The sequence below is a fragment of the Paraburkholderia sp. Clong3 genome, assembly GCF_050436485.1.
In the GTDB taxonomy this organism is placed as follows: domain Bacteria; phylum Pseudomonadota; class Gammaproteobacteria; order Burkholderiales; family Burkholderiaceae; genus Paraburkholderia; species Paraburkholderia tuberum.
On the sequence record NZ_JBNDMH010000002.1, the window covers coordinates 2,379,615 to 2,398,019 of the forward strand.

Below are 18,405 nucleotides of genomic sequence, written 5' to 3' on the forward strand. Positions count from 1 at the left end.
ATTATTTAATTCATTTTTACTGATGGCGGGAATATAAACGTGGCGATTAACGTTTCAAACCTGAAACACGGATATCGGACGACTTTAGCGCCCCCGCAATAGGTGGGCCAATGGCGGAATAAGTCGGGTGCGAGCGGGTGCATTTCCGCCAACCGATTGCGGAAATGGACTACGAGGTTTCCGCAAGGGGGATCGAGGACAGCGAACGAAGTCCGCCATCCCTACGCAACGACTGTGACACCCGGGCAAAACGCGCCGCGTAATGGCACGACGCGACGATAGTTCGGCGTCGCCTGACAGGTTTACGGCGGGCAAGCGCACATAGAAGTGGTTCTGAACGGGTTACGATGCCCCCGACAAACGCGCTGGACCGCACACATGAACGGCATTTCATGGATCACGCTGATACTTGCCACGATGATCGGCGGGTTCCTGTTCGCAATGATCGGCGTGGTGCTGCTCGCGCTGCTGCTCGGCAACGTATCGGACCGGCTGTCGAGCAACGACGAGACTCGCCAGGACTCCTAGCTACTTCGAAAGATCCTCGAGCGCGACATCGCGCGTCTTCGGTCCCAGCGTACCGATCGCGACCATGACGATCGCCATTGCCCCCGAGATGAACACGAACACGCCGTTCACGCCGAAGCGGCCGAGGCAGGCGGCGATCACGAACGCCGAGAACATCGCCGAAATCCGGCTCCACGAGTAGACGAAGCCGACCGCGCGCGCGCGGATGCCGGTCGGAAACAGTTCGGCCTGGTACGCGTGATAGCTGTATGAAATGATGTTGCCCGCGAGCACGAGGCACACGCCGAGACTCACGAGCAGCACCGTCTCGCGCGCCTGGCTGAACGCGAGTCCGCACACGACGTTGACCGCCGCCATGCAGACGATGACGGTCTTGCGCTCGAAGCGATCGGCGATCAGCAGCCCCAGCAACGGCCCGAGCGGCGCCGCGATCGCGATGATGCTCGCGTACATCAGACTCGTCGTCACCGTGATGCCCTGCTTCATCAGCAGCGTCGGAATCCAGTTCGCGAAGCCGTAGTAGCCCATCGTCTGGAACACGTGAAAGATGATCAGCATCAGCGTGCGCCTGCGATACGGCGGCACCAGCAGATCACGAAACGCGGCCCGCGCGCGCACCGGTTCGGGCAGCGCGGGCTCGGGCAACGGCAGGCCGCATTGGCGCCGATACTCGCGCGCGACGCGTGCTTCGAGACGCGTCATCACCGCGTCGGCTTCGTCGAGGCGGCCTTTTTGCGCGAGCCAGCGCGGGCTCTCCGGCAAGCCGCGGCGAATCCACCACACTACGATCGCGCCAATCGCGCCGATCAGCACGACCACACGCCAGCCGTCGAGACCGAACAGGCGTTGCGGCACCAGCAGATACGACAGGAACGCGACGATCGGCACCGCGCAGAAGCCGACCGCCTGCGAGCACGCCGAAGCGCGCCCGCGAATGTGCTTCGGCACGAGTTCGGAAATATACGTGCCGATCGTGACGATCTCGACGCCGATGCCGATCCCCGCGATAAAGCGCCAGCAGTTCAATCCGAGCGCCGTATGCTGGAAAGCCATCACGACGTTGGCCGCCGTGTACCACAGCAGCGACCAGGTGAAGATCGCGCGCCGGCCGAAGCGGTCGGCGAGAAAGCCGCACGCCGCCGTGCCGATGAACAGGCCCGCGAACAGCGCGGCGATGAAACTCGCGACGCCGCTCGTGCCGAACAGGCCGCGCGTCGTGGCCGTCAGCAGGCCGCTGTGCACGAGTCCCGGCGCGATATAGCCGGAGTACATCAGGTCGTAGAGTTCGAAGAACATGCCGAAGCTCAGCAGCATCACGAGCTGCCAGATCGTGCGGGTCGCGGGTAGCCGGTCGAGCCGCGCGGAAATGCGCGCGCCGTCGAGCGCGATCGCGCCGGCGCGGTCCGAGCCTGCTGCATCTGCGCCCGCGTCCGTGGGTGAGCCGTCGAGCGCGCCGGCATCGCCGAGCGCCGTTGAGTACATCGCCTGATTCGACGATTTCATCGTCTGTCTCCAGAATTATTGGTCTATTGCCCGCTGCAGCGGGTCAAGCGCGGCACGACGCTCACGCAGCCGCGCGCGGCGCCCGCGATTGCACGCCACCGCCGAGCTCCGCGATCCGCGCGTCGTCGAACCCGAGTTCGCGCAGCACCTCGACGGTGTGCTCGCCGATCTTCGCGATCGGCCGACGCGGCCCGAGACGCGCACCGTCGAGCGAAATCGGCAGCAACGGCATCGCGGTTTCGCTGCCGTCGTCGAGCGTCAGCGGCACCAGGCCGCCGCTCGCGTTCAGGTGCGGATCGTCGAACAACTCCTCGGGCTTCGTGATCGACGCGAACGGAATGTGATTGCGCTCGAACAGCGGCACGAGCGTCGCGCCGTCGAGACGGCTCAGGCTTTCGCCGACCGTCTGCAGCAGCCAGCCGCGCGCGAGCACGCGGTCGTTGTTGGTCGCGAGGCGCGCATCGGCGAGCAGATCGTCGCGTTCGAGAATCGCGCACAGCGCGCGCCACTGCGCGTCGCCGGTCGCGGCGATGAACATCTGCTCGCCGTGCGCGAGCGTAAACACGTCGTAGACGGCCCAGGCGCTGATGCGCTCGGGCATCGGCGCGGCGGCCACGCCGGTCGCCGCGAACTGCTGCATGTGCTGCGCCGAGAGCAGCACGCAGTTCTCGAACAGCGCGCTCTGCACCTCCTTGCCGCGGCCGCTCGCGTGCCGTTCGTGCAGCGCCGCCAGCACGCCGATCGCGCCGAACATGCCGCCCATGATGTCGTTGACCGAGCTGCCCGCGCGTAGCGGACGGCCCACCGGACCGGTCATGTACGCGAGGCCCGCCATCATCTGCACGACTTCGTCGAGCGCCAGACGATGTTCGTACGGACCATTGAGAAAGCCCTTGTGGGACACGTAAATCAGCCGCGGATTGCGCTCGCGCAGCGTCGCGTAATCGAGGCCGAGACTCGCCATGCGGCCGGGTTTGAAGTTTTCGATGAAGACGTCGGCGCTATCGACGAGTTGCTTCAGCGCGGCGAGACCGGCTTCACTGTCGAGATCGAGCGCGACGCTCTTCTTGTTGCGATTGAAGGTGCGGAAAAAGCCCGCGCCGGTGCCGAGCAGCCGGCGCGTGCTGTCGCCGCGCGGCGGCTCGACCTTGATCACTTCGGCGCCGAGGTCGCCGAGAATCATGCCGCAGGTCGGACCCATCACCATATGCGACAACTCGATCACGCGGATGCCCGCGAGCGGCAAGGTACCCGGCTGCGGCGTGGACGTCGACGACGAAGCTGAAGTAGCGGAGGAAAGCGGAGTCATTGCGGCACCTGCGGAACGGAAGCATGGGGACAACGCAAAGATTCGGCGTAGCTGGCGGAGTCGCGCGCGACCGCTTGCGCGTGCGCGAACTGTTTCGGTAGTCCCGCTCGCGCGAGATAGCCGTACAGCGGCTCGCCCGGCAGCGCTTGCGCCAGCACCGCGCGCGATGCGAGTAGCCGCGCGATGTCGATATCGGTGTCGTAGCCCATGCTGTCGAGCATGAACACGAGGTCTTCGGTATTGACGTTGCCGGTTGCGCCCGGCGCATGCGGACAGCCGCCGAGACCAGCCAGCGACGCATCGAACTCGCGGATCCCGTGCTGCAGCGCGACCAGCGTGTTGGCGAGCCCGAGGCCGCGCGTGTCGTGGAAATGCAGCGAGCGCAGCCTGTCGCCCGCGACGTCGCGCACCAGCTCGATGACCTCGCCGACCTGACGCGGCGTCGCTTCGCCGGTCGTATCGCCGAGCGCGATCACGTCGGCGCCGGCCTGCACCGCGGCGCGCGCGATCGCGGCGATATCCGCGTACGGCACGGCGCCCTGCAGCGTGCAGCCGAACACCGTCGACAAACCGGCGATCAACTCGACGCGGCGCCCACCTGCCGGGGACGCGCCATCGATCAGCTCGCGCATCGCGGCGAACGCGTCGATCATCTCGGCGGGCGTCTTGCGCACGTTCGCGGCGCTATGCGCGGCGCTCACCGAAATCGGCGCGACGATGCGCTCTACGCCTGCCTCGAGCGCGTGCTGCGCGCCCTTCAGGTTCGGCACGAGCGCGCTCACGCTGAGATCGTCGTAGCTACGGGCGTGGGCGACTACCTCGGCGGCGTCCGCCATTTGCGGCAGCAGCTTCGCCGGCACGAACGACGCGACTTCCATGTGGCGCACGCCGGCCGCGTAGGCGGCGTCGATCCAGCGCCGCTTGTCGTCGGTGGACATGATGCGGGCAATGCTTTGCAGACCGTCGCGCAGACCGACCTCGGTCACGACGACGCGCTCGCGGGTTTCATTCATTGGTTGGAATCCTCGTCGTGGACGCGGGCTTCAGAGGCCCGTTGGATGGAAGTGATGCGCTGACTGGGTCACAGCGTGCCCGCGTGCTGGCGCGCGGCAAAGTCTGCTTTGACGAAGCACACCATCGCCGCTCGCGATGGCGGCTCAGGCCGATGGGGCGGGCTTTGGCGCTCGCCTGGGTGAAATGCCTAGGGGTTTGTCTGGGGAGGTGGCGAAGGGGTGGATGACGAGGCGTGTCGCCCGTCTTATCTGGCGCTCAGCAGATGCTCGAGCAATCGCGCGGCCGCCAGCGTCAATGCCACGCGATCCCGCATGCAGATCACGAAGCGCCGCGCGGCCCAAGCCTCGCGCAACGGCACGGCGACGATGCCGTACTCGTCGGCCGCATGGCGCGACAGCGCCTCGCGCGGCAGGATCGCGACCGCGAGACCCGCCTGGATGAAGCGATAGGCGGCGTCGAACGTCGATACATAGGTGCGGTAATTCAACTCGCTGCCCTTCTCCAGCGCGATGCGCTGCATCAGCGCATTGACCGACGCATTCGATGCGAGCCCCAGATGATCGAACCCGAGGGTCTGCTCGAAGCCGATCTGCGTCTCGCCCGCGAGCGGATGCGCGCGCGGCACGATCAGCGCGAGATGGTCGGCGCGATACGGCAGCGTGTCGAGACTGCCGAGCGGCACCGTGTCGCGGCAGATGCCCAGATCGGCCACACCCTCTTCGAGTCCGCGCACGATGTCCGCGCTGACGCGCTCCTCGACGTCGACGCGAATCGCCGGATTCGCCTGCAGAAACGCCGACAACGCCTCGGGCAAAAACTCCACCATCGACGACACGTTCGCCAGCACGCGCACATGCCCACGCGCGCCGGCCGCGTACTCGCTGAGCTCGGCCTGCAGGCGTTCGTGGCCGCGCATGATGAGCCGCGCGTGGCGCAACAGCGCTTCGCCGGCGGCGGTGGCGCGCACGCCGCGCTGGCTGCGCGACAGCAACGCGACATCGACGAGCGCTTCGAGATCGGCGAGCCGCTTGCTGACCGCCGACGGCGCGATGAACTCACGCTCGGCCGCGCGCGCGATCGTGCCTTCCTCGCACACGGCGATGAACAAGCGCAGCGTCACCTGATCGATTTGCCACATCGGCGCAGCGGATTTGTGGGTTGGGGGTGGGGGGAATTATGGTTGATCGTGGAAGGCCGTGGAGGATTTCTGTCGCTTGCGGTGCGGCTCGAACCACGGCTTGCCGTGCAAAGCAGAGCAGAAACAAGCACGTTGACGCTCGAATGGAAAGCCCGCAAAGCGGGGCGACTTGTTTGAGGCGCGGTTGCCTTCCGTTAGTCTTCCGTGCTCTTCAGATCGCTTATCCGCCCTTTCGTTATGCGCGCCATGCAATCCCAAAACGTCATATAACGCACCGACGCTTCGCCTAATGAATAGGTTTCAGCGTAACACTGGTTGTCGCGATACTCGACCCATGCCCTTTGTCCTTTCTCAAAGTAAGGCAATGCGACAGGATTGTTATCGACCTTCAAATCAACATCGCCTTTCCTCAACTCAGTTTCCAACGATTTAATCGTGGAATTCAATTCTGCGTAAATTTGTTCGAAATTCCTGTGGCTGCACGCAGCGATATCGGCGGTTGCCGCGTGCTCACCGGTCTTGCAAAGACGGTCAATTTCTTCGCGCAATTTTCCAGAAAAATAAACCGATGATGGCGCTGCTTTTTTGTAGTCGAACTGCACCGAGTAAATTGTTTTGCTCAGCGCAGTTAAATCAAGAAAATTAAACATCGAAACCATGATAAGCCGCACAGCAAGCATTCTAGTGGGACGCATCATATACACCTTCAGAGAACACTCCAGCCTCCGTTTCCCGGCGCTGACGCAAGCTCGAGGAACAGCGAAAACTTTTTTATGTAATTCGGAATATTTCGGTAGTCATCTGATTTTCGCGATGCGTCAATTCGTCCGCAGCATGGTCTGCTACAGCATTTAAAGAAACACTCACCAATGTATCGTACACGTACTGAAACAACGGTACGTGCACTTTTGCATTGATGGCGCGTTCTGTTCGCCTCAAGTCCTTTCAAAAACTCTCTGGCGTGTTGACTGATACTGTCTGCCCAAGGTGCAGATTGTCTTCCGGCAAGACAAGATGGAAGGTCCCACAAAGCGGGCCAACGATTGCGCTCACAGGATGCGCAAGCTATTGTGTTTGGGCTGGCTCGACCTCAATAGAGTCCAACGTTTCCGTAATCGAAGTGGTTCCGCGTAGATCGCTACCGGTTATTTGCCGACGGTGGCGATCAAAAAACTCCGTTTTAGTATCAATTACAAGAGTAACAGGAGTGTCGCCACGCGAACTATGCCAGATAGCCTGGAATCTGTATGGTCCCATTCGCGCGCCGCCCATATGGGGCATTGTCGGACTATTTATCCGGATCCCCCATCCCGTATCCGTAACCGAAAACGATTGCAGTATAAATTCCTTAAATTGGGGGCGATCCTTCAGCATCGGCACGATGTAATCGTTGAAGCTAATCGACCCGTCAGCGTAGACAGTCGGAACAAGCAACGTACAAAATAACCCGGCGCTGAGTCTATGTGCTAAGCGTTGTTTACTCATAACTCTATTCCTCGACGGTCATCCAATATACTTAACTTTGCGCTGCGTATTGTTTACCGCCCCGTGCTCCCAAGGGGACTGGACAACGGCGCCCGCACCGACGAAATTGTCGATGTGATGGCCGGTAATCGCGCTGCCAGTATCATCGGCGAAGCGTCTGCCGACGATCTCTATTTCGACTTGAGCGTGCTTCGGTATGACGTTAGGATCGACCGCTATCGAACGATTCTCCGTAACCGGTCCGAATGCGCCTTGCACTGAATCCGTGTAAGCGAAGGCTACGCCATCCGGGTTGTTGAGATAGTCGCGATTGCCGTGACTATTTCTATGCCAACCTGAATTCACCTGTATTGGTCGAATATAGCGCCCGTTAGATGCTTTACCAGTTCCCTGCATGACAACGCCTCGCGCGCCATAGAGAAAATCGCGCTTGTGTTGATCGTTGGTTCCGCGAGCAATCACAACTTCACCTGTAAAATCCTGTTCGAAGCAAACGTGATACCCCGTAATAAGAAACGTGCTCTCGTACCATGCGTCCTTGAACCTCAAACGCAGCGGGACCGAGGTTATATCTTCGTCAGCTACGGTGAGTGTCAAATCCCCGGGTTCGCGCGATTCGAGAATAACCGTCGCGCAACCGTCTAAATCGGTCGGACCTGAAATCTGTATTGTGTCGCTCGGACGGTTGCTCCTGATCGATAGGGTACGCCCGAAAACCGAATCTCCTCGACGACTTTTCACTGCGGCCTGGATAGCCAGATGGTACAGAATCTTGCCGCGCAACACACGTGATGACGAGGGAATGACAGGCAACTTGTCGCCGTAACTATTGGCTGGAATATTCCACGACAACAGGTTCGCTGCAATCCGAACTTCAACGCATGAGTTCGGGTTCGTGTTTGTACACGCGGTGTCGTGAACCGTTAGCCAATCCGGACTTTCCGGCATTCCTATTTCTCCAATTGAAGTTTGAGGCTTGCTGTTCCGCGAGTAACTACGCGCACAGTGTGTCCGCTCCGGCTTGTGGTTCCCGTTATCACCCGTTTACCGTCAACGACAATTCTGTAACGCACGTTGGCGAGGGGTTGGCCATCGCTTTTTTTGAGCACGTAATACTCGTCGTGAGTGCGAATTTTCGACGTCAGCGCTGAGGCTGCCGTGCGACCGCGGCAATCGCACGCCCATGCATAACCCAGGGCGTCGGCCATTTCGTAACCGGTCGAATACGACCGAAGCCTATCCTGCGGAAACCATTCGCCAGTTTCGACGTTCATCGCCATTGCAGACGGTATTGGCGGGAAGTTTGCGTATATTGAATAGGTGACACGACAAACCTGGCACTCTTCCTCGCCTGCGGTACCTGCCTGTTTCTGTTGTCCCATTCGACCTCTTTTGATTTTCCAGAAAACACCCGGCGAATTAAGCATCTAAACGGGGGCACGGTCAATGATTTTAATTCGGGACAAAACTTCATTGACAGATATTAACGATTGCTCTGGCCATCTCATTTTTAGGCGAATTTTTCCCGATATCACGGCCAAACAAAAAAGCGGCATTGAGCCGCAATGCCGTTCAGTTGAGCAACTGAGCGGCATTTTTGTTTTTCTGACAAAAAAGCCGTTGTAAGCGAGCGCGGCGATGTTAGCTTTCATCGCCATGCTGGCCGATGCGCTGAAGCGAGTCATCGCGCGTCGCGTCTCACCCATCCCCGCCCTTGCCCGCGATTTCCGGTCTGGCTATGCTGGCGGGTGCGCCGGCTGCCCGCAGGCGACCGCCCCAACCAGAACAACGCTCGAGAACCTGCCCATGTCCACCACCAGTCTGTTTTTCACGGCCGCCGGCGTCGGCCTCGCGATCGCCGCGCCGGTCGGCCCGATGGGCATGCTGTGCATCCGCCGAACGCTGAGCGGCGGTCCGCGCGCGGGACTCGCGATCGGCTTCGGCATCGCCAGCGGCGACGCGGCCTACGGGCTGATCGCGGCGCTCGGCCTCGTCGGCATTTCGCAGTTCACGCTCGCGTACGACCGCCCGCTGCATCTGCTCGCGGGCCTGTTCCTGCTGTATCTCGGCGTGCGCGCGCTGCTGCAGAAGCCGCCCGCTCAAACCGCCGACGGCAATGGCAACGGCAATGGCAACGGCAGCGGCAAGCTCGCGCAGATCGGCCGCGCCGGCGCGCTGCGTGCGTACGCGAGCGCGCTGCTGTTGACGCTGACCAATCCGCAAACCGTCATCATGTTCGCGGCGCTATTCACGACGCTCGCGCCACGCGGCGCGTTCTCGCCGGCCATCGCGCTGACGACCGTCGGCGGTGTGTTCGCCGGCTCGATCGCATGGTGGTGCTGTCTGGTGACCATGGTGTCGCTCGCGCGTCATGCGATCGGCAGCAGGCTACGCGTCGCGATCGATCGCGTGGTCGGCTTCACGCTCGCGGCGTTCGGCGTCGTCGAAATCCGCCGCGCGCTCTGAGCGGCACCTCACACGCCATGCGGCACATCAGCGCCGTACACGCCGAACGCAGCCCGCTGCCAGCCGCGACGCGCTCCCCCTGAACAAGTGCCGCACGCCGGCGCGGCAGTTTTGCGACAATAGTGCCTTTCGCCGCTGAGGCGCCGGCCGACGCGGCCGTGCAGCGCACCGCACCCACCCGCCCCGGCGCGTACGCCGGCCTTGCCGCCCCAACCCTTCACCCGCGCTGCGTCAGCTGTCCGTTCAATGGCTCTACCCCACATCGATCTGCTGTACTCCGTCTCCGGCCTGTTCGTCGGCTTTCTGGTCGGGCTGACGGGCGTCGGCGGCGGCTCGCTGATGACGCCGATCCTCGTCCTGCTGTTCAAGGTGCACCCTGCCACCGCGGTCGGCACCGACCTGCTGTACGCGGCCGCCACCAAGGCGACCGGCACGCTGGTGCATGGGCTGAAGGGCTCGGTCGACTGGCAGGTCACGCTGCGCCTCGCGGCCGGCAGCGTGCCCGCGGCGACCGTCACGCTGATCCTGCTGCATCGCTATGGAATGGATACGCCTGGCGCGGGCCGGCTGATCCAGGTCGTGCTCGGCGCGGCGCTGCTGATTACCGCGATCGCGCTGGTGTTCCGTCCGCAGCTCGCGGCGCTCGGCGCGCGCAGGCAACGCGCGCCGAGCCAGGCACGCACGCTCGCGCTGACCATGCTGACCGGCGCGACCCTCGGCGTGCTGGTGTCGTTGACGTCGGTGGGCGCGGGTGCGATTGGCGTGACGGTGTTGATGCTGCTGTATCCGATGCTGCCGACGACGCGCATCGTCGGCTCCGACATCGCGCACGCGGTGCCGCTGACCTTGCTCGCGGGCGCCGGACATTGGCTGCTCGGCTCGATCGACTGGTCGATGCTGCTGTCGCTGCTGGTGGGATCGCTGCCCGGCATCGCGATCGGCAGCTATCTGGCCTCGCGCGCGCCGGACGCGCTGCTGCGCAATCTGCTCGCCGCGACGCTGACGCTGGTCGGCGTGCGGCTGGTGTTGTCGTGAGGCGCTGAAGACGCGTCAAGCGCGCACGCCGCAACCCGTGTCTATTTGAAAAACCGGCAGGTCAGATCCGCCTCGAACTGCCTGACCCACTGACCGTGGCGGTCGTAATACGACTGTGACCAGCTGCCGCGCCGCACGGTGACGACCCGCTCGTGCGCCGGCTCACCGGGTGCCGCGCTCGCGCTGATGTCGAAATGCGCGGGCGCGAAACCGTGTCGCGCGCACACCAGTTCGAATGCCGCGCGATCGCCGATCGGCAGATCGATATAGCGAAACAGCGTGGTTTCCATGACCTTGGCTCCCCCTTCCCTCTTGGTCACAGTACGCCTCGCGATGCGTCGGTAATGTGTCGCAGCGCACGAATCCGCGACGGCCGCGCCTCCATCAGGACCTGTGCGTGCGGCAAGCCGCATTGCTGCGGTCCCGCAAATCTCGCGAGTGCCACGCCATAAAACCGGCGGCGAAAAAAAAGCTCCGGCGATCATGCCGGAGCCTCCAGGTTGATAGATAGACCTCGCGACGCGATGCAAGCGCGGCGTCAAACCGTCTACGCGACGCCGGTGACGGCGCCCATGCCCCAAGCCGCTGCGCACCACCGCGCGACGCGGGCCTTGCGGCGCCGCGCGCACGCGTACCGCTTACTGCTGCACCACTTTGAGCTTGTTCGACACTGACGTTACGCCGTCGACACCCTTGGCGGCTTCGCCGGCCGCATCGATCTGTCCCTCGGTCGGCACCGAGCCGGTCAGCGTCACTGCGCCGCCGCGCGCGCGCACGGCGATGTGCGACACGTCGAGACCCTGGGTCTTCGTCAGCGCGTGGCGCACCTTACGGCCAAGTTCGTGATTCGCTGCCTTGCCGGCCTTGACGGCGGCTGCCGCCGACGCCGTATCGGTTGCCGGAGCGTTTTGGGCGTACACGTTGCACGCCACCACCATCGCCACCACCGGACCCAGTGCTTTCAGAAAACCGACCGTCTTCATAGCTCTCTTCTCCTTGGTTTCACATTGGACCGCATGAACAAGCGGCATCGTTACGACTACGGGCGGCCGTCATCGCGCGAACGCGCGCGTGAGCGACGGCCATCAACGGCTGTGACACGATGTGCAAGAGGCGAGAGAGGCTGATTACCGGTAACCGGCAAACCGCGACGTCCGCCGACGCACCGGTTCTTGTCCGTCTTGGCGGGGTCGCGCCGCAAACGTTGGATCGCGGTAGCGATGCACAATTTAATCTAGCCGGCACAGAAGCGCAAAGGATTTAGCGCGCGGCGTGGCGCGCCGACAGCGGGTGCGTCATGCGTGCCGGATAGAAGCAGACACGCTCCGTGGTCGCGCAAGAATTTGCACGGGCATCATGCCAGCGCTCATGCCGGCGTTCACCGCGGTGCTCACCATTTGTTACGCGTTTGTCGGCGTGACGGGCGGCTACGCGTTTCGCGGCCGCGCCAATCTCAGGTACCATCGGCGCGACGCGTGCTGGCGCGCGCCGCCCAAGCCGCCTTCGCGCATTCGAGCCCGATCGACCGCCGCTTTCAGATGATCCGATGAAGCCTGACACCGGCCGCACCCGCCCTACCCATCTCGTCGCCCGTTTTGTCGCGATCTCGTGGCGCGACCTGGCGGTCTCGTTCGGCCCGCTCGTGCTGCTCGTGATCGTCGCAATCTGGGCCGCCGTGCGGCTGATCCAACCCGCCCCGCCGAATACGCTGACGATTAGCGCCGGTCCCGTCGGCAGCACCTTCTGGATCGCCGCGCAGAAGTACAAGACGATCCTTGCGCGCAATCGCATTACGCTGAACGTGCTGGCCTCGCAGGGCTCGCAGGAAAATCTGAAGCGGCTGTTGGACCCGAACGCGGACGTCGACGTCGGCTTCGTGCAGAGCGGCATCGCGCCCGCCGGGCTCGACAAGGACAAAAGCCTGATGTCGCTCGGCAGCGTCGCTTACGTGCCGCTCGCGATCTTCTACCGCGGCGCCCCCGTCGACTGGCTGTCCGGGTTCAAGGGCGAACGCCTCGCGATCGGCCCCGAGGGCAGCGGCACGCGCGAGCTCGCGCTCGCGCTGCTGAAGGCCAACGGCATCGTGCCGGGCGGTCCGACCCAATTGCTGCCGCTAACGGGCGACGCCGCCGCCGACGCGCTGATCGACGGCACGATCGACGCGACCTTCCTCGCGGGCGACTCGGCGCAGCCGGCCGTGATGGGCAAGCTCTACCGCACGCAGAACGTGCGCTTCTACGATTTTTCGCAGGCCGACGCGTACACGCGCCGCTTTCCGTACCTGACGCAGCTGAAGGTGCCGATGGGCGCCTTCGACCTCGGCAAGAACCTGCCGGCGAACTCGATCAGCATCGTCGCGCCGACCGCCGAGCTGATCGCGCGCGATTCGCTGCATCCGGCGCTGTCCGATCTGCTGATCGAAGCCGCGCGCGAGGTGCATGGCGGCGCGACGACGATGCAGCGCGCCGGCGAATTCCCCGCCCCGCTCGCGCACGACTTCCCGCTTTCCGACGACGCCGCGCGCTACTACAAGTCGGGCAAGAGCTTCCTGTACCGAACGCTGCCGTTCTGGATCGCGAGTCTCGCGGACCGCCTGCTGGTGATCGTCGTGCCGCTGATCGTGCTGCTGGTGCCGGCGCTGCGCATCGTGCCCGGGTTGTACGCGTGGCGCGTCAAATCGCGCATCTATCGCTGGTACGGCGCGCTGATCGCGATCGAGCGCAGCGCGCTCGGCGAACATTCGTCGGCCGAACGCGCGTCGCTGATCGAGCAGCTCGACGCGATCGAAGACTCGGTCAACGGCATGAAGATGCCGCTCGCGTACGCGGACCAGTTCTACGTGCTGCGCGAGCACATCGGCTTCGTGCGGCGGCGGCTCACGGAAAGCCGCGACACGCGGGGCGAGCTGGACGAGGCCGACGAGCAGGCGGCCGAAAAAGTCAAAGGCTGAGCGCCCCTGACGACACCGCCGGAACCTACGCCCACCTGCCGCCACCAGGGGATATCGACCGGTGCAAGCCGGGACCGCACCGCGTAAGATCGCTACAATTTTGATCAGATAACGGACGCGCCCTCCGCGTCGTCCGACACCAGGCAATCCGGGAGAAATTTATGACCGTTGGCATCGACGCCCAACAGCGGCAGTGGTTTTACGATTTCGTCTCGCCGTTCACCTACCTGCTGCTCGAGCAATACGACAAATGGCCCGGCTTCGACTTCGCGTTCACGCCGGTCGTGCTGAACGATCTGTATCGCCACTGGAGCCAGCGCTCCGCGTACAGCGTGCCCGCCAAGCGCACCTTCATGTACCGGCACGCGCTGTTTCGCGCGGAGCAGCTCGGTATCCCGTACAAAATGCCGCCCGCCCATCCGTTCGATTCGATGAAGCCGCTGCTGCTCGCGACCGCCGCGAACGGCGACGTGCAATTCGTGCGCGAGATTTTCCGCTTCATCTGGCGCGAGGGGCGCGATCCGTCGAGCGACGAAGCGTTCGCCGAGCTGTGCGAGCGCGTCGGCAAGCCGGACGGCCCGGAACTGATCCAGGACGAAGCCGTGAAGGCGCAATTGCAGCGCAATACCGCCGATGCGGTCGAACTCGGCGTCTATGGCGTGCCGACGTTTCGTCTGAACGATCAGCTGTTCTGGGGCGAGGACGCGCTGCCGATGGTGCTGTACTGCGCGCGCACGCCGAACTGGCTCGAATCGCGCGAGGTGAAGCGGATCAGTTCGCTGCCGTGGGGGCTGCCGGACAAACCAACACCGGCATGACACCGGGGTCGCTGCGGGCCGCACCCTGGTTGCGGCTGCGGCCCGAACGAATCGATGCCGGCAGGCGTCGCGCTGATGCCGGCCATACCGTGCCCGCTATGCCGCCGAAGCGCAAACGCGCCTAAGGTTAAGCTTTCGCACCCCACGCGCGCGCCGCGCGGCGAGCTCATCGGCAGCGCCCGCGCCACCACGCTTCGATCATGGACGACACCGCCGCCTCACTCGATATCTGGCTCGTGCGCGTGCTGCGCACGCTGCTCGTCGAGCGCAGCGTCACGCAGACCGCGTTGCGGCTGAACCAGACCCAGCCCGCGATCAGCACCGCGCTGCGCAAGCTGCGCGAAACGCTCGGCGATCCGATTCTGGTGCGCGGCAAGTCGGGCATGGTGCCGACCGAATACGGCGAGTCGCTGCTCGCGGCCGCGCAGCGCGTGTTGCGCGATGTCGATTTCGTCGCGACGCCGCATGGCGATTTCGACCCGAGCCGCTCGCGCCGCACTTTTCGCGTCGCTGCGCCCGACTATCTGAACGACTTCTTCATGCCGACCGTGATCGCGCGGTTTCGCGAAGCGGCGCCGCATGCGCGGCTCGAAATCGAATCGCTGGGGCCGCTGCTCGATCATTCGGCCGCGCTCGACGCCGGCGAACTCGATCTGGTGATCGGCAACTGGCCGAAGCCCGATCCGCGCTTCGAGCGCAGCGACCTGTTCGCCGATACCGTCGTGTGCATGATGCGCGCGGACCATCCGCTGACACACGAGCCGCTCACCCGCGAAGCCTATCTGGCCGCGCCGCATCTCGCGCCGACACCCTACAGCGGCGCGCGCGGCGGCGCGATCGATACCGGCTTCGCGCGGGCGAAGGCGAGCCGGCGCGTCGTCGCGACGCTGCCCTACTTCGGGCTCGTCGCGCAAACGCTACTGCAATCGGATCTGATCTTCACGACGACGCGGCGTTTCGCGATGCACTACGCGAGCATGTTGCCGCTCGCGGTCGTCGACGTGCCGATCGCATTTCCGCGCATCCGCTGCTATCAGTTGTGGCATTCGCAGCCGGATCGGCCGAGCGATATCGGCTGGCTGAGGACGTTGATGTCCGAGGTGTCGGGTGAGCTGGTCGCGCGCAAGCCCCCGTTGCGCCGTATGGCCTAAATCGTGATCTGCTCCGTTGCGCGGACGTGGTTCGCGGCCTGCCCCAAAGCATGAACCGTCGCGGCCTGCCGTGTCCTCAGTCGCAGCAGTTGCGCGCACACCGCAATCGCGATCGCGGCGGGCGCCTTGTCGACGATCCCTTCGACGCCGATCGGGCAGGTCATCTGCGCGAGCCGCTCCAACTCCACGCCTCGTTCGAGCAGTCGCCGCTCGAACTTCACGCGCTTCGTGTTCGAGCCGATCATGCCGAAGTAGCTGAAATCACGCCGTCGCATGATGCACGAGGCCAGCGAAAAATCGAGCGCATGGTTGTGCGTCGTCACCAGAAACCACGCGCCCGGCGGCGCCGCGTCGACGATCGCCTCGGGCGTGTCGGTCGCTTCGACCTGCACGTTGGGCGGCGTTTCGTCGGGGAACAGCTCGTCGCGTTCGTCGACCCACTGGACCACGCACGGCAGGCTGCCAAGCAGATGCACGAGCGCATGGCCGACGTGTCCCGCGCCGAACAGCACGATGTGCATCGGCGCCGGCCGCGGTGCAAGCTCGGACCCGGTCCCGCCCGGACAATAATTCAGGCGTGCTTGCATATTGCGCTCCCAACTCGTTGGCCACTCGCCATCACGCCTGCCGCGCGGCCGCCGTTGCGGCCCGCACCGCGCCGACCGCTTTCAGGATTTCCTCGCTGGTCGCGGGCGCATTGAGCGGCGGATTGACCTGATGGCCGCCGACCGCCGACACCGCGTCGCGCACCGCGAAGAACACCGAGAACGGCAGCAGCAGCGGCGGCTCGCCGGTCGCCTTCGAACGATGGATGCTGTCTTCCGCGTTGCGGTTCCTGAACAGCCTGACATTAAAAACCGGCGGCACGTCGTTGACGGTCGGGATCTTGTACGTCGAAGGCGCGTGCGTCATCAGCTTGCCGCCGGCGTCCCACCACAGCTCCTCGGTGGTGAGCCAGCCCATGCCCTGAATGAACGCGCCTTCCACCTGGCCGACGTCGAGCGCCGGATTCAGCGAGGCGCCGACGTCGTGCAGCGCATCGGCGCGCAGCACGCGCATTTCGCCGGTCAGCGTGTCGATCACGACTTCCGATACCGCCGCGCCATACGAGTAGTAGTAGAACGGCCGTCCTTGCAGCTTCGACTGATCCCAGTAGAGCTTCGGTGTCGCGTAGAAGCCGTCGGACCACAACTGGATGCGCGCGAGATAAGCCTTCGCGACCACTTCCTCGAACCGCACGGCGAGCTCGCCGACCATCACGCGATCATGCGCGAAGCGCACGTCTCGCGGATTCACGCTGCCCGCGCCGAAGCGCTCGGCCGCGAACGCGGCGAGCCGCTCGCGCAACTGGCGCGCGGCGTCCTGCGCGGCTTTGCCGTTCAGGTCGGACCCGGTCGACGCGGCCGTCGCAGACGTATTGGCGACCTTGCTGGTATCGGTCGCGGTCACCCGAATCCGGTTGAAACCGACGCCGAGTTCATGCGCGACGACCTGCGCGACCTTCGTGTTCAGCCCCTGGCCCATTTCGGTGCCGCCGTGGTTCACGAGCACTGAGCCGTCGGTGTAGATATGCACGAGCGCGCCGGCCTGGTTGAAGTGCGTGACGTTGAACGCGATGCCGAACTTGACCGGCGTGAGTGCCAGGCCCTTCTTCAGGATCTCGCTGTTCGCGTTGAATGCGTCGATCTCCTTGCGGCGCGCGCGATAGTCGCTGGTCGCTTCGAGCTCGTCGATCAGCTCGTGAATCACGTTGTCTTCGACCACCTGGCCGTACGGCGTCTGGTTGCGCTCGGTCTTGCCGTAGAGATTGCCGCGGCGCACGTCGAGCGCATCGATGCCGCACGAGCGCGCGACGTTGTCGAGGATGTACTCGATCGCGAACGCGCCCTGCGGGCCGCCGAAGCCGCGAAACGCCGTGTTCGACTGCGTGTTGGTCTTGCCGCAGAAGCCGTCGATCGAGACGTCCGACAGCCAGTACGCGTTGTCGAAGTGGCACAGCGCGCGCGTCATCACCGGGCCCGACAGGTCGGCGGAAAAGCCGCAGCGCGAGGTCATGTCGACCGCGACGCCTTCGATCACGCCCTCTGCGTCGTAGCCGACTTCGTACGTGTAGTGGAAATCGTGGCGCTTGCCGGTCACCATCATGTCGTCGTCGCGATCCGGGCGCAGCTTGACCGGGCACAGCAGCTTCCACGCGGCGAGCGCGGCGCAGCACGCGAACAGCGCCGACTGCGATTCCTTGCCGCCGAAACCGCCACCCATGCGCCGGCATTCGATCAATACGTTATGCGATGCAACGCCCAACGTGTGCGCGACGAGGTGCTGCATTTCAGTCGGATGCTGGGTCGAGCAGTAGACGTGCATGCCGTCGTCGTCCTTCGGCACCGCGTACGAGATCTGCCCTTCCAGATAGAACTGCTCCTGGCCGCCGAGCCACATCTCACCGGCCTCGCGATGCGCGGCACGCGCGATCTTTGTGCCGGCGTCGCCGCGCGCGAGCTTCATCGGCGGCAGCACGAACTGGTTCGCGGCGCGCGCCTGCTGCGCGCTCAGCACCGCCGGCAGTTCCTCGTAGACCACCTCGGCGCGCCGTGCGCCGAGACGCGCCGCCTCGTGCGACGTCGCGACCACGATCAGCATCGGCTGGCCGACGTATTGCACGACGCCGTCGGCGAGCATCGGATCGTCGCCATGAACGATCGGGCCGACGTCGTTGACGCCGGGGATGTCGTCGGCGGTGAAGACCGCGACGACGCCGGGCGTCGCGCGCACCTTGTCGAGCGCGATCGAGACGATCTTCGCGTGCGCCTTCGACGACAGCCCCAGCGCCGCGTGCAGCGTGCCGGCCAGCTCGGGAATGTCGTCGGTGTAGGTCGCGCGGCCGCTTACGTGCAGATGCGCGGACTCGTGCGGACGCGACACGTGCACCTGGGTGAAGTCGTCGAGTTCCTGAACCTCTTTCAGGAACGGTTCGGCTTGCTGGTTCATGGTTGTGTTCTCCGTATCCT

General features: G+C 64.2%; 17 protein-coding genes. 6 read left to right on the forward strand and 11 right to left on the reverse strand.

Annotated features, from left to right (window positions below):
• Positions 1 to 378 precede the first annotated feature (378 nt).
• Complete coding sequence (locus OKW30_RS15160) at positions 379 to 528, forward strand: hypothetical protein (RefSeq protein ID WP_176109418.1); 150 nt, start codon at positions 379 to 381, stop codon at positions 526 to 528.
• On the opposite strand, the gene OKW30_RS15165 is transcribed toward OKW30_RS15160, so the two are convergent.
• The 7 genes from OKW30_RS15165 to OKW30_RS15195 all read right to left on the reverse strand — a co-directional run bounded on the left by OKW30_RS15165 (position 529) and on the right by OKW30_RS15195 (position 8,662).
• Positions 529 to 2,031 (reverse strand): MFS transporter, encoded by a 1,503-nt coding sequence (locus tag OKW30_RS15165; RefSeq protein ID WP_184065059.1) that lies wholly within the window; start codon positions 2,029 to 2,031, stop codon positions 529 to 531.
• 61 nt (positions 2,032 to 2,092) lie between these two features.
• A complete protein-coding gene (locus OKW30_RS15170) occupies positions 2,093 to 3,340 on the reverse strand; it encodes a CaiB/BaiF CoA transferase family protein (RefSeq protein ID WP_429347022.1) in 1,248 nt (415 codons plus the stop codon).
• A complete protein-coding gene (locus OKW30_RS15175) occupies positions 3,337 to 4,353 on the reverse strand; it encodes a hydroxymethylglutaryl-CoA lyase (protein ID WP_429347023.1) in 1,017 nt (338 codons plus the stop codon). The genes OKW30_RS15170 and OKW30_RS15175 overlap by 4 nt, the downstream gene beginning before the upstream one ends.
• A gap of 245 nt (positions 4,354 to 4,598) precedes the next feature.
• Positions 4,599 to 5,492, reverse strand: a complete 894-nt coding sequence (locus OKW30_RS15180; RefSeq protein WP_429347024.1) for a LysR family transcriptional regulator — start codon at positions 5,490 to 5,492, stop codon at positions 4,599 to 4,601.
• Between the two features lie 194 nt (positions 5,493 to 5,686).
• Positions 5,687 to 6,190, reverse strand: a complete 504-nt coding sequence (locus tag OKW30_RS15185; protein ID WP_429347025.1) for a lysozyme inhibitor LprI family protein — start codon at positions 6,188 to 6,190, stop codon at positions 5,687 to 5,689.
• An 805-nt stretch (positions 6,191 to 6,995) separates the two neighbouring features.
• On the reverse strand, positions 6,996 to 7,925 hold the full coding sequence (locus OKW30_RS15190; protein WP_429347026.1) for a 3D domain-containing protein: 930 nt from the start codon (positions 7,923 to 7,925) through the stop codon (positions 6,996 to 6,998).
• 479 nt (positions 7,926 to 8,404) lie between these two features.
• Positions 8,405 to 8,662 carry a hypothetical protein gene (locus OKW30_RS15195; protein WP_429347027.1) on the reverse strand — a complete coding sequence of 86 codons (258 nt, stop codon included), beginning with the start codon at positions 8,660 to 8,662 and terminating at the stop codon, positions 8,405 to 8,407.
• Between the two features lie 121 nt (positions 8,663 to 8,783).
• On the opposite strand from OKW30_RS15195, the gene OKW30_RS15200 reads away from it, so the two are divergent.
• Both OKW30_RS15200 and OKW30_RS15205 read left to right on the forward strand, forming a co-directional pair.
• The gene (locus OKW30_RS15200) at positions 8,784 to 9,443 is read left to right on the forward strand and encodes a LysE family translocator (RefSeq protein ID WP_429347028.1); all 660 of its coding nucleotides are present in this window, start codon (positions 8,784 to 8,786) and stop codon (positions 9,441 to 9,443) included.
• Positions 9,444 to 9,689: 246 nt separating this feature from the next.
• Positions 9,690 to 10,478, forward strand: a complete 789-nt coding sequence (locus OKW30_RS15205; RefSeq protein WP_429294573.1) for a sulfite exporter TauE/SafE family protein — start codon at positions 9,690 to 9,692, stop codon at positions 10,476 to 10,478.
• A gap of 41 nt (positions 10,479 to 10,519) precedes the next feature.
• Here OKW30_RS15205 and OKW30_RS15210 read toward each other — a convergent pair whose 3' ends face one another.
• Entirely contained in the window at positions 10,520 to 10,768 is a 249-nt protein-coding gene (locus OKW30_RS15210; protein ID WP_184041125.1) for a hypothetical protein, read from the reverse strand.
• Positions 10,769 to 11,116: 348 nt separating this feature from the next.
• On the reverse strand, positions 11,117 to 11,461 hold the full coding sequence (locus OKW30_RS15215) for a BON domain-containing protein (protein WP_184074227.1): 345 nt from the start codon (positions 11,459 to 11,461) through the stop codon (positions 11,117 to 11,119).
• A gap of 563 nt (positions 11,462 to 12,024) precedes the next feature.
• Here OKW30_RS15215 and OKW30_RS15220 point away from each other — a divergent pair.
• The 3 genes from OKW30_RS15220 (at position 12,025) to OKW30_RS15230 (ending at position 15,397) form a co-directional block, all read left to right on the forward strand.
• Positions 12,025 to 13,428, forward strand: coding sequence for a TAXI family TRAP transporter solute-binding subunit (locus tag OKW30_RS15220; RefSeq protein ID WP_187627364.1), 1,404 nt, complete (start codon positions 12,025 to 12,027; stop codon positions 13,426 to 13,428).
• A gap of 161 nt (positions 13,429 to 13,589) precedes the next feature.
• A complete protein-coding gene (locus tag OKW30_RS15225) occupies positions 13,590 to 14,246 on the forward strand; it encodes a 2-hydroxychromene-2-carboxylate isomerase (RefSeq protein WP_184074231.1) in 657 nt (218 codons plus the stop codon).
• 200 nt (positions 14,247 to 14,446) lie between these two features.
• A complete protein-coding gene (locus tag OKW30_RS15230) occupies positions 14,447 to 15,397 on the forward strand; it encodes a LysR family transcriptional regulator (RefSeq protein ID WP_184074233.1) in 951 nt (316 codons plus the stop codon).
• Here OKW30_RS15230 and xdhC read toward each other — a convergent pair.
• Positions 15,394 to 15,984, reverse strand: a complete 591-nt coding sequence (gene xdhC, locus OKW30_RS15235) for a xanthine dehydrogenase accessory protein XdhC (RefSeq protein ID WP_429347029.1) — start codon at positions 15,982 to 15,984, stop codon at positions 15,394 to 15,396. The two genes, OKW30_RS15230 and xdhC, sit on opposite strands and share 4 nt — an antisense overlap.
• A 31-nt stretch (positions 15,985 to 16,015) precedes the next feature.
• Positions 16,016 to 18,385 carry a xanthine dehydrogenase molybdopterin binding subunit gene (gene xdhB / locus OKW30_RS15240; protein ID WP_184074237.1) on the reverse strand — a complete coding sequence of 790 codons (2,370 nt, stop codon included), beginning with the start codon at positions 18,383 to 18,385 and terminating at the stop codon, positions 16,016 to 16,018.
• Positions 18,386 to 18,405 lie beyond the last annotated feature (20 nt).